The organism is Mesotoga sp. UBA5825 (genome assembly GCF_002432955.1).
Lineage (GTDB): Bacteria > Thermotogota > Thermotogae > Petrotogales > Kosmotogaceae > Mesotoga.
In genome coordinates this window covers 1-11,224 of the sequence record NZ_DJHG01000046.1, presented here as the reverse complement: position 1 = coordinate 11,224, position 11,224 = coordinate 1, and the positions used below count along the sequence as shown (strand labels likewise).

The window sequence follows — 11,224 nt, the reverse complement described above, 5'->3', positions numbered from 1 at the left end:
GCAGTTGCTTCAGGATGAGATACAATCTCATTTATCGCCCAAACAAGTTCGATTATTCCCGAAGAATGGGTTGAGAGCAAGACTTTATAATTCCTGCTCAGCAGTTCGACTATAGTAAGAAAGACATCCCTAATTGCAAGCGGATGAAGGCCTGCTTCTGGCTCTTCAACAATGACCCAGTTCACGCCTTGCTTTTTCGAGACTTTTGCCGAAGGCAGCAGCCAGAACAACCCAAGTAGTAAGGGCGCAAATTCTCTTTGGCCTGCAGACCAAGTCATGATGGGCATTGATACTCCTGCAACCTCCAGCATGATTCTTTTCCTGAGGCCTATATCTAGTTTCAGTTTGCCTTCTCTCATTATGGATTTCTGCAGCGCGTCCCTTATCTCTTTCTTGAAGTATCCGTCTCTCGGAAAAATTGGGGTATCGCCGCTCCCAAGGCCGGAATCCATTATGCGCCTGATCTTCTCGCTGAAATCCTTAACAACGAAAGGGTACGTAGGATCGAAAGAGGTGAAAGGAAGTGGCCACCCGGCAGAGATAATCAGAACTCGTTGAGCGGGTATATAAAACACCTTGGCCTCACTGTCTTCTCCGCCTGATCTCTTCACGTGAGTTTCGATCTGAAACTTTCTTCCGTTAAGTCCAATGTAGCTCTGAGAATTCCATATCGCCTGCATCCCTTCGCCAAAATAGACTGGCAAGAAACTCTCGAGCTCATTCTTCCAATCAAAGCCAAACTTCTTCAATTCTCTGACTATGTCGGCGTGATCAACGCAGAACTTGAACAACTGAAGAAAGATGCTTTTACCCGTTGCTTGTGGCCCGACGAGAACGGTCAGATCACCGGCCGAAATGTCTGCTTTTTTTATCGGCCCGATATTCTCAAGAACGACTCTCACGGAGAACCCTCCCTTCTTCCTGCGCTGCTTAGGCTATACAAGAACAATTATATCAATTTCCGCATGAATTCCTGAATCTTCNNTCTTCAACCAAACCACACTAAGTAAGGCCTTTCTATAAATAGGGACTTCATTATTCACATTTCTATCGCACAGACCTCGTTCTGCATGTTTGATATACTTTCAGCATTCACCTTTAGCCCTTTAATGGTCCCGTCCATATCCATGGTCGCCCTTGTATCAAGGCCTACTATTGATGCGATAAGAAATTTACCTTTCAAGATGAAGTTCGATTGGTAGCGTGATGATGAAATTCTTTCCAGCAAACGCTCCAGCATTTAATTCAGAGAAAAATAGGGACTCCATTTTATCAAGAGCGAAAGGGCGGTTCCGGCGCGCTGCGCCCAAGTTCCTCGTTCCAGAGCTAGGAGCTTTGTTCTTCGTTGGTTGTTGGTTCAGGATCAACGGCATAAGACCCCGATCTAGATCCCGTATGAGAGTACTACGGGATTACATGGGATGACACTATTGTAGTAGCGAAAAACGGGGACAGACGTCAGGATCCCGTCAGTCCACATTTTCGCTCGGAAACGTTGAGAAAAATAGGAAAGTTGGAAGAATAGGGACTCCTTTATTTACATTTGCGTCATATAGTTCTTCATTCAGGAGAGCAGTGCAAAGAGAGATGAAGACAAAAGTGATACAAGAAGAGGTATCTCTTTGCCTTTTTCACCACGAGGGGAATTGGACAAGTAAATGAGGTGTAGTAAAACAAGAAGAAGTGAAGTGGTGATGATGAATCATCCAAGAGCGAACAGTTAGATGCTGTATTTTGTTGTGTCTAACCCATTGAACAAAAGCTCTGTTCAGATGGAAAGCCGTTCTTCAGCGATGAAAAGGTTGCCGAATTCGAAAATGTTTTAAGCGTTTCACTTAAAAGAAGGCCAAGGGGTAGACCGACAAAAAGTGACGCTGCAGAAAATATGGTCGCATTTTCTACGGGAAAATGGTAGGGTCAAGAGATGCGCCTTGGGTTTAGGCAAGAGCTGCTTTGCAGCGGGGCGAATCCCTTCGGGATTGACACGACCGACTAAGCCGGTGTCACGAACTCCTATGGAATTGTTTCGAACCACTTCGTGGTTGTTGATATACTAGCTAAGCTGAAAACCGAGTTGCACGCTAACGAGTGAGGGAGCCTTGAAAAACAGGGATAGTTCTCAAAGGTGTTCTTTCCTTTGTTATTTTTGTTGGTTTATAAGGTAGATGCCCAGCACCATGTGTTGAAATCCCAAATACTTTCCTCTTGGTTTTTCATTATAATTGGTCTGGTAAAAGAATCCAGCTTTTTAACCAATTCCTGGTATGAAATATCCGTAAGTTGTCCGTGTCTTGAAATGAAGGCTTTCCACCGTATTTCCATACCAGCATCGTCTTTGATCATTTCGGGAAAGAAAGTTTCTTCTGGAAGAGGAGTTCCTCGATTCATGAAGGTTGATTTTATTGAGTTGGAGAGGACATCGAGAGAAAAATTGGTTGTTTGAGCAAGGTAGTATATGTCATAGAAATCTTTCAACCTGCTATTTGCCGTGCTTCTTTTGACAATTGTCTCAAGCTTTTCAGCTATAACTGTTTCTTTGGAATAAGCTATAACCTTAGGAGCTTCAAAATCAAGAAGTACGGGATATTCCATTTCAATCGGACTTGGAACAATGCTGTCTCCCACGGCAATATCCAAATGAAGTCGGGTCTTTACTTTAGTATTGGCAAGCTGAGCTACAAAAAAGACCCGAATTCCTGTATAATCTTGATCTTCTGTTATTTGCTCAACCTGAATGCTGTTTGCATCAAATAGCACCCCATCATTCGAGTCTGCGGAATTAAGTATTTCCTCAATAATTGGTTTTACCTTGTCTGCTTTTATTGGAAGCCCCTTTGCAAGAAAATCTAGGTCTTTTGTAGGCCTTGATCTATTTAGAGAATCGTAGGATATCAACAGCATTCCGCCTTTGAGTATCAATCTATTTCTGTATTTTGATTTTCCTAATCTGTAGAGAAAACGCTCATAAAAGTATTGTATGAGCAAGTACTCATTGGATCTTCCTGTCTGTCTTGAAATGTTCAACAGTTTCGTTCTAACCGAAGCCCCAATATTTCGCATACAATCACTCCATAGCGGATGTTATAATGGGTATAAGATAAGGTGTTATCACCGTTTTGATTCTAAGCATTGATGCGTATTCCATTAGCTTTGAGATATTTGAATCCTTACGTTTTACATAATTTATTAATGATTCAACGGCAATGTCTTCTCCAAGTTCCTTCCTGAATCTGAAAGCATCGCAGATGGTTCTTTCGAGGTCATATATTCTTATAATCCCGGAATTCGTTTTTATTCTGGTAATACCGATTTTGTATGTGCTTTTGTCAAAGTAATAGAGTTTAACGGGGGGATATTCAAACTTGAGATGACTTACGTTATTAGGTACACCAATGGTAATTTTAGGAGAGATGTATGTGGTCAGGTTATAAAACTGGAGTGCTGAAGCTAGACATATAACGGTATATTTACTTGCTTTAGTAATTGCCACAAGATCAGTTTCAAGACCATTGTATGCATCTGCCAGCATATATAGACCATGTTTTATCCTGATAATCCATCCATTTTCTAGAGCCGTCTTTATTTCTCTTGGATGTATTCCCGCTTTTAGAAACTGCGATGTTTGCTGGAAATAATTATTATATTTGAAGCAGGACTTTATTTTTTTCTCAATATCGGTTTTCTTGCTCATTAAAAAGGCCTCCAGCGATTATTTGGATAGAACACTATGTAATTATAAATATTTGCCTAGTGTTCTATCCAAATTATTCTACCATAATGGCAGCTTAAGAAGCACGACACGAACCGCTTTGCGGTTGCCATAGGAAATTAGGGACTCCTTTTTTGCTATAATCTCAAAAACGGAAAAACGAGGACAGACTCTATTTTATCAAGAGCGTTTCCTCGTTCCGACGCTTCGCGTCCAAGTTCTTGGTTGGTTTAGGATCGAGGGCGTAGAGCGGGAGCAAGATCCATTACTTAAAGAACGGTGTCCCGTATAGAATTACTTCGGGCTGATACGGGATAATCGGATGGGGCATTAGAATCTCATTTCTTTGTCAACAACCAGATGTTCTTGTGGGCCTTCGATTCCTTGTTTGTGGAGAAGGCGAATTTTCTGGGAGTTCTTGCTGTCTTTTACCTTGCCAGATGAAACCCAGAAAAACTTCCGGTTCTCAGTGATGACTCTTATCTGATTATCCATGATCCATTGCTTCATCCATCGCGCCTTTTAGTAAAAATAGGGACAGACTCCATTTTCTCAAGATCGGTTCCTCGTTCCGACGCATTGCGTCCAGGTTCTTGGTTCTTAGGCCGCGGAGCGGAACTGGCATTTACGATTGTGTAGGTAATTATGTAGGTCTTATTGTACAATATACTTGTACAGGAGGTGGTTTTATGAAGTACATAGCGACTCGAGACCTGAGAAGCAATCCCTCAGCGGTCTGGAAAACGCTTGATGAGGGATCGGAGGTTATCGTTACAGTTAACGGGAAGCCTAAAGCAATAATGATAAGGGCAGACGAGGATCTCGAATTTCTCATAAAGGCTATTGCACGAGCAAAAGCTGAACTCGCGGTCGAAAGAATGCGGCTCCAGTCTCTGAATAACGGTCTTGATAGTCTTTCTTCAGAGGAAATTGAGAGAGAGATTTCTGAAAGCAGAAAAGCGGATAGATGAAGATTGTAGTAGACACAAACGTCCTTGTCGCGGCTCTAATAAATCCTTACGGAAGTCCCGCAGGTGTTCTCAATTGTATTCTCTCAAATCGTGTTCTTCCCTGTTTCGATGCAAGAATTATCGATGAATACGAGAGGGTTCTTCAAAGACCGAGATTTGGATTCAGGAGCGACGATATAAGGTCGCTTCTGGATTTCTTTGTCAGGTCGGGTTTTCTTGTGACTCCCGAACCTGTCTCTTTGGAGCTTCCAGATCTATCGGATTTACCTTTTGTTGAAGTCTCCAGAGCCACTAACAGTCCGATCGTTACGGGGAATGCTAAACACTTTCCCGCCGATTTCGTAACTGTCCTGAGTCCCGCAGCGTTGCTTCAGATAGTTCATAGAAGGGCGTGAAGAGCTATCTTTGAAAGCCGATTAAGAAAAATACGGACAGAGTCTATTTTATCAAGAGCGGTTCATCGTTCTGACGCTTCGCGTCCAGGTTCTTGGTCATCAGTTCCAAGTTCGAAGATGCAAGTTATAAGAACAAGAGCTAAAGAATCGGTTCTTACCAGCTATCAGCGGGTTCTTATTCTTAAGCGCACAGCGGATCTTAGAAAAATAGGGACTCCATTATTTACATTCAGTAACACAGGTGTTCGTTCGGTTGGAGCACGTTTGCAGTCGATAGTTTTCCGAGAAGTGCGGTTCATAAGACGTGGGTCGTTGATCATAAACCGTCATACAGAGCCGGAACCCGTGAAATGCTATTTGGAAAACAATCGGATATGCGTGTAGGAAAACGCTCTGATCTTCATGCCAGATAAAGGCATCGAAGTGCTCTTACCGGATGAACTGCTTTGATACGATACCTTCGTGAGATTATTAGCTAAACACTTCCATTTTCAAGGTTAACGATGCTTATTCATCCAGTTTTTTTCATGTAGCTTTTGAAGAACATCGTCAAATACATTACTAAACGCAGGCAGTGAGTTTATTTGGTTTCCGAGTGAGCTTTTCCACGCGTTTTCGAAGTCTCTTTCATTGCTTCTGAAGTTATCAAGATCAAAGTCTATTTTCTTGAAGAGAAACTTCTCCCGAACGATGCCTTCAAATAATCGACCAGTCAACCTTATCCCATAATTTCCATATATCATATAGATCTCTAGGTCTTGTTCTTTGAAAGAGACTCCTAATTTTTTCTGCCATGATTTCCTCAAGCGGGTACACCTTTACTTCATAATCTAACTGATCAGAATAAGGATGAATTATCTGCTTTAGGCTAGGTGGAAGAATTACGTGTTCATTCGATTTCTTTGTAATATCGACCTTTATTTTTGTTCTGTTTACCCCTCTCTGTTTTATTTGGAATGATAAGGTTGCTTCGTATCCATTATCGTTCGATTTGATGCCGCTATTAATGATACTTATTCCACTTTCCTCTTGTGTTCTTTCTGCAGCATTAGTGATTTGTTCATTGAGTTCATCAATCTCAACTTCATCAAGCAAAGTGAAATCGAGATCATCCGAAAATCTATAATTCTCAAAGTAGACTTTTCTAATGCCCGTACCACCCTTCAGAACCATGTCTATTGCTCTTAAATGCTTCAATATCCAATTTTGCACATAATCTTTTTCTATGGCCGAGATTGGTACTCCCAATTGACCTGATTTTTCTTCGATTTCTTGTGGTCTAATCATTCTAAATCTCCCAATATTCTTTCATCCAGATTCACTATGAGCATCCATTTTGAGTTCTTTGGACCTTTATGTGTCATTGTTGGATCAAGATATAGATAGTTCCTTGTATTGATAGCGGGTAGGTTTATATCTACATCTAGATAATCACACAAATAACCCAATCTTCTTATGACTCCGGTATTATTGATTTTCTTTGTGTATTCAACAAGTCGATATTTATCATATTCTCCACTTTTTATGGCTTTTGCCACTTCTACAATGCCACCACAGTATTGCGGTTTGTCCAGACAGTCCACTATTGTTTTTTCTTTATCTGTTATGTTTATTTGATCGTAATCGATCCAGGTCTTTCCTATACCGAAAAATTTGTGTTCTTTTATTCTTACTATCTTGTACCTAATACCAATGATTCTCTTTTCCCGTATGTCCTTTCTTGAAGTTGTTTCAATGAATACGGTATTTGGTATTTGTTCAGTTAATCCATAATGGTTCAAAGCTGACCAATACGCTATCGCATATGGATCAACAAGCAATGAACCAATAAGGAATTCATTTACNNGTATATCTGTCCTTTTCTCTTCCCAAAGGTATTATCAAATACTTTCCTCTCTCTATTCTTCTTATCCAGCCTCCTTTTTCTAGCCTAGAAAGCATTACCCAAAGGACATTTCTCTGAATATTGAACTCATTAGCAATATCGTTTATGGTAAACACATCACCTTTCTTGGCTAATTTGTCTAGAATGTCTATTCTCATTACAATACACCTACCTTACCCAACATGTTATGTTTTACGTATCGGATCAAGAAATAGTTCTATTTACAGTTTAGCAGATTGTCTATGTTTTTCAATTTGAAGNNCGATGAAACTCCGATTCAGATCGTAAAACCGTGATTCTCTGACTTCTTGTCCAACCATTGGGGGTCGAAGGGACTATTTCCCGGTAAGCGTGACGGCCATATCGTGAACAACCTTCAGCTTCGATGTGCTTTGGACGTCGTTTAAAACAGATATGTCGATCAGTCGGAATGAGTTTCCTCGTAAGACCCTTCTAGAGCCTGCCGGTAAAGTCTTTTCATATTGTGTACCTTGCTTTTGATCTCAACAATTTCATCTTTGATACATTGAATAAACGAGGTTTCGTTTTTCTTGATCGATCGCAGCAAATCTGTCTCAACTTGTAGACGGTAGCAAACCAGAAGGTCGGACGATAATCTATGCATCCTCTCGATCTATTCTGGCCTACGTTTTTCTCCGAGTCTTCGCACGCTTTGTTCAAGAGATATACGATCATTTCTGAGTAGTGGGTCAATCCGGCGGACGCATACTTGGCTATTTCAGGCTTTTCTCTCATCATTACGTACGCGTATCATTTTTGAGCCTCCTAGGAATGGACTTTGATGTTCTGCAGGTCTTACTCGCTAAAAGGTGGGCCAGCCGTTTATCAACAGCATCGCGAAGTTCCATGAATCTTTGACTATTCTTCTCATCCAGATAGTAGACGATCTTGAGATCTACCGACGTGGAGACAAACGGGTTCGAGAATCGGGCCATTTCTTCAATTTGTTCCCAGTCGTACAAAAAAGCGTCGTGTGTGACATAACCCACAATGAAGCATGAAGTGATCTTGTAACCATCGGGATCGTTCATCACTATGAATAGGTCAAGATCGGACTTTTCGTTAATATCGTCCGAGGTGAATGAGCCATAGATACCAATCAGAGCAACTGAACAGGGCAAACGCGCCTTGATTTCTCGATTACTGCCTTGATAATCCTTTCATTTCGAATCAAAGGGGTCTCTTTGATCTTGTTATCTATGTAAATTCATCGGCGGGGGGCTGCTTTAAAATCGCAGAGGAAACCCGCTCCCTCCTTTCATCGGCCAATACCAATTCTGGCAGACAAAACTAGATTCAATCATTCAAATTCCCACTTTCGATCAGGCCAACTGGCAGTAACTTCGACAAAGGAAGAACTGCCGGCCTACCGCTTTCGGCCTTTCATGGTGAAATTGGTCGATCTTCGATTTTGTAAACCATGGCACAACGTATCTATCACAGTTTTGAGTGGACAAAAACTGTCTGCTTTGTGCTAGAATAAAAATGTTGTTGATCTTGTCTCTCTTCATTTGCGAGGTGACTCAGTTGAGCTCGAGATCCTCTTCATTAAAGACGTTTTTTGTGCGCGGCATGCATTGCCAGAACTGCCAGCTTTTCGTCGAAAGTAAACTTGAGGAAGTTGAAGTCATAAAAAGGGCTAGGGCCTCCCTGAAAGATTCATCGGTCGAGATTGAATTCCTAGGGGAGGCTATCTCGGTCGAAAGTATCAACGAGATCTTGAGCGGAACGGGATACAGTGTCGCTGAGTCGAAGTCGGAGAAACATACCGGAAAAGCAGTAAAGGTACTCGTTGCCGCTTCGCTGGCCATTGTTGTGTTTTTCACCGTGGAGAAATTCGCCATTGGCGGCTTGATGAACGTAGATTCAAGTTCATCGCTGTTGGGTTTCTTCCTTTTCGGACTGGTAGCAGGGATATCTAGCTGCGCGGCTCTTGTGGGAGGTCTTGTTCTTTCTGTTTCCAAACAGTGGTATTCGCTTTACAGTTCTGAGGATTCCTTTCTTCAAAAGCTGCAGCCCCATCTGATCTTTCATGCCGGACGGCTGGTCTTCTATAGCTTCTTTGGATTCTTGCTGGGCTGGCTTGGCCAGAGTCTGAAAATCTCGTTGACCTTTTCTTCGATCCTTGTGATAGCAGTCTCAATCGTGATGCTTTTGATGGCACTTCAAATGCTGGGAATCCCCACGGTGAGTTTGTCGATCCCTCCCTTTTTACGTAAATTGCTGGCAGTAGATAAATCCAGACGTGGACGAATGATGCCCTTCATACTGGGAGCTACAACCTTTTTCCTTCCCTGCGGCTTCACGATAACGGCTCAGGCTCTGGCACTACTGTCGGGCTCTCCATTCCATAGCTCGATGATAATGTTCTTTTTCGCACTTGGCACCTTCTTCCCACTAATCGCTATCGGCGCTTCATCACTTAAGTTCTTCAGCATGAAGACCTTCTCGGAAGTCTTCACGAAAATAGCGGCGGTTTTGATAATATTTTTCGTCATTTACAACGTGAACAGCCAGCTAAACGTCCTAGGACTTCCCAGCCTGAACAATCTGACCATCGGGACCAGCGAGCAGGTTCCGTTTACTCCCGATGATTCTACGACCGTACTGGCAACAGCCAGTGAAAAAGAAGAAGAGATAGTTGTGAATGAAGCTAGCCCGAAGGAAACGGGGGAAATCATAGACATCGAAGAGATGGTTGGATTTCAGGAAGTTGTGGAAGAACAGCCTTTTGTTATCGTCCAGAGTGGACCGGAGATACAGGTTATAAGGACTGTGGCCAATGCGACAGGATACACGCCAGATTATTATCAGGTAAAAGCCGGCGTTCCCGTCAGGTGGGAGATCGAAGATGTCGGCACCAGCGGTTGCACCAACGCTATCATCTCAAGAAACCTCTTTCCCCAACGCGTAGAGCTTACCAGGGGCAACACCAGCGTTGTAGAATTCACTCCGCAGCTTCCCGGTCAGTATAAATTCAGTTGCTGGATGGGCCACTACACAGGGATCATAGAAGTTGTGAACTGACAAACGCTCTTGCAAGAGGCCAGGACTCTATAAACAGGACTCTATAAATAGGGACAGACTCCATTTTTGTTATAATCTCTATTGAATCGGAGGTATGCGAAAATTGGATACAGACGTTTGGAGATTCGTCAGTCCGCATCTTCTCTAGAATGAGATCCCGCATAGGATCACTGCGGGATGACAGAATCGGAGCCGTTCATTTGAGCATAGAGGTTTGCTCGACTGATTCTTTTCATCTATATGGTTCGAGGTGATGATGATGCCGAGGTCAGCTCGGGTCGTATTCGAAGGTGTTGTTCATCACATTACTCAAAGAGGTAATTACAGGCAGAACATATTTGAGGATTCTGCCGACAGGAAGAAGTACATTGAGTTCGTCAGTGAGTATTCGAGAAAGTATGAAATGAAGATCTATGCTTACTGTCTTATGACCAATCACGTGCATTTCTTAGCGGCTCCCCTTAGAAACGATTCACTTGCAATGACCTTCAAGTACACCAATATGAGGTACTCAAACTACTTCAACAAGAAGAACCGGAGAGCCGGCCATCTCTGGCAGGCGCGTTTCTACTCCTGTCCTCTTCATCGCGATCACGCTCTGGAGGCTCTCAAGTATGTTGAAAGGAATCCCGTTCGGGCCAAGATGGTTCAATTTCCCTGGGAGTATGAATGGTCGAGCGCTAGGGAACACGTTGGTATGAGTGTGATGGTAGACGTTTCGGATGAAACCAACAGCTCTTCTAGAGATGCAGGCAATGAATCTGTGGACATACATGAAGAGCCCGTTCGTACCCGATCTATCACGGCAAATGAAAAAGTGTCTGAAGGCAACGCTATATCTTCTAAGGTTCCAATAGCTTCTTGCAAGAGCATTCAGCTTTCTTCATTGAAGGATCTGGATCTTAACTGGAATGTGGAAGGCTGGAGAGAGTTTCTTGGCTTTCCGGATGAGGATGATTTTCTGAGTAGAATCAGGGGAAACACGTTTTCTGGAAAGCCGTTGTTTGCCGAAGAACTTGTGGCCGATCTTGAGAAGGAGCTCGGGGTTCCACTTGGCCGTAAGCCGAGAGGGAGACCTAGGAGGGAGTAGCTTTAGGAGCGTTCTTCGATGCTATGTGTCCAAGTTCCTCAGAAGAGAAAAAGACGTCCTTTGACCTTCGTCCAAGATCATGAATCCGTCCTTCGAAAGAGCGTGAAGAGGAGAGAGGAAGAGAGA

The 11,224-nt window shown here is 42.8% G+C and carries 11 protein-coding genes; 4 read left to right on the top strand and 7 right to left on the bottom strand.

Annotated elements, in window-relative coordinates; genetic code table 11:
• The 3 genes from B3N33_RS04680 to B3N33_RS04670 all read right to left on the bottom strand — a co-directional run.
• On the bottom strand, positions 1–902 hold a 902-nt coding region (locus B3N33_RS04680), incomplete at its 3' end, for an AAA family ATPase (RefSeq protein WP_292592323.1).
• A gap of 1,252 nt (positions 903–2,154) precedes the next feature.
• Entirely contained in the window at positions 2,155–3,060 is a 906-nt protein-coding gene (locus B3N33_RS04675) for a nucleotidyl transferase AbiEii/AbiGii toxin family protein (RefSeq protein WP_292592321.1), read from the bottom strand.
• Between the two features lie 4 nt (positions 3,061–3,064).
• Positions 3,065–3,691 carry a type IV toxin-antitoxin system AbiEi family antitoxin domain-containing protein gene (locus tag B3N33_RS04670; protein ID WP_292592319.1) on the bottom strand — a complete coding sequence of 209 codons (627 nt, stop codon included), beginning with the start codon at positions 3,689–3,691 and terminating at the stop codon, positions 3,065–3,067.
• Between the two features lie 707 nt (positions 3,692–4,398).
• On the opposite strand from B3N33_RS04670, the gene B3N33_RS04665 reads away from it, so the two are divergent.
• Both B3N33_RS04665 and B3N33_RS04660 read left to right on the top strand, forming a co-directional pair.
• Complete coding sequence (locus tag B3N33_RS04665; RefSeq protein WP_214079488.1) at positions 4,399–4,680, top strand: type II toxin-antitoxin system Phd/YefM family antitoxin; 282 nt, start codon at positions 4,399–4,401, stop codon at positions 4,678–4,680.
• Positions 4,677–5,075 (top strand): putative toxin-antitoxin system toxin component, PIN family, encoded by a 399-nt coding sequence (locus B3N33_RS04660; RefSeq protein ID WP_214079489.1) that lies wholly within the window; start codon positions 4,677–4,679, stop codon positions 5,073–5,075. Before B3N33_RS04665 ends, B3N33_RS04660 begins: the two co-directional genes overlap by 4 nt.
• 696 nt (positions 5,076–5,771) lie before the next feature.
• On the opposite strand, the gene B3N33_RS04655 is transcribed toward B3N33_RS04660, so the two are convergent.
• The 4 genes from B3N33_RS04655 to B3N33_RS04640 all read right to left on the bottom strand — a co-directional run bounded on the left by B3N33_RS04655 (position 5,772) and on the right by B3N33_RS04640 (position 8,114).
• Entirely contained in the window at positions 5,772–6,362 is a 591-nt protein-coding gene (locus B3N33_RS04655) for a nucleotidyl transferase AbiEii/AbiGii toxin family protein (RefSeq protein ID WP_292592316.1), read from the bottom strand.
• Entirely contained in the window at positions 6,359–6,895 is a 537-nt protein-coding gene (locus B3N33_RS04650; RefSeq protein ID WP_292592315.1) for a type IV toxin-antitoxin system AbiEi family antitoxin domain-containing protein, read from the bottom strand. Before B3N33_RS04650 ends, B3N33_RS04655 begins: the two co-directional genes overlap by 4 nt.
• Positions 6,896–6,911: 16 nt before the next feature.
• The gene (locus B3N33_RS04645) at positions 6,912–7,118 is read right to left on the bottom strand and encodes a type IV toxin-antitoxin system AbiEi family antitoxin domain-containing protein (RefSeq protein ID WP_292592314.1); all 207 of its coding nucleotides are present in this window, start codon (positions 7,116–7,118) and stop codon (positions 6,912–6,914) included.
• Positions 7,119–7,718: 600 nt separating this feature from the next.
• Entirely contained in the window at positions 7,719–8,114 is a 396-nt protein-coding gene (locus B3N33_RS04640; RefSeq protein ID WP_099830436.1) for a nucleotidyltransferase domain-containing protein, read from the bottom strand.
• A gap of 394 nt (positions 8,115–8,508) precedes the next feature.
• Here B3N33_RS04640 and B3N33_RS04635 point away from each other — a divergent pair, with 394 nt between their 5' ends.
• Together B3N33_RS04635 and B3N33_RS04630 are read left to right on the top strand one after the other, a co-directional pair.
• A complete protein-coding gene (locus B3N33_RS04635) occupies positions 8,509–10,008 on the top strand; it encodes a sulfite exporter TauE/SafE family protein (protein WP_292592312.1) in 1,500 nt (499 codons plus the stop codon).
• A gap of 259 nt (positions 10,009–10,267) precedes the next feature.
• Positions 10,268–11,098, top strand: coding sequence for a transposase (locus B3N33_RS04630; RefSeq protein WP_292592310.1), 831 nt, complete (start codon positions 10,268–10,270; stop codon positions 11,096–11,098).
• Positions 11,099–11,224: the final 126 nt, after the last annotated feature.

Bases quoted from the DNA above. Each gene is read 5' to 3' on its own strand.
- B3N33_RS04675 (WP_292592321.1), bottom strand. From the start codon at position 3,060: ATGCGAAATATTGGGGCTTCGGTTAGAACGAAACTGTTGAACATTTCA.
- B3N33_RS04670 (WP_292592319.1), bottom strand. From the start codon at position 3,691: ATGAGCAAGAAAACCGATATTGAGAAAAAAATAAAGTCCTGCTTCAAA.
- B3N33_RS04665 (WP_214079488.1), top strand. From the start codon at position 4,399: ATGAAGTACATAGCGACTCGAGACCTGAGAAGCAATCCCTCAGCGGTC.
- B3N33_RS04660 (WP_214079489.1), top strand. From the start codon at position 4,677: ATGAAGATTGTAGTAGACACAAACGTCCTTGTCGCGGCTCTAATAAAT.
- B3N33_RS04655 (WP_292592316.1), bottom strand. From the start codon at position 6,362: ATGATTAGACCACAAGAAATCGAAGAAAAATCAGGTCAATTGGGAGTA.
- B3N33_RS04630 (WP_292592310.1), top strand. From the start codon at position 10,268: ATGCCGAGGTCAGCTCGGGTCGTATTCGAAGGTGTTGTTCATCACATT.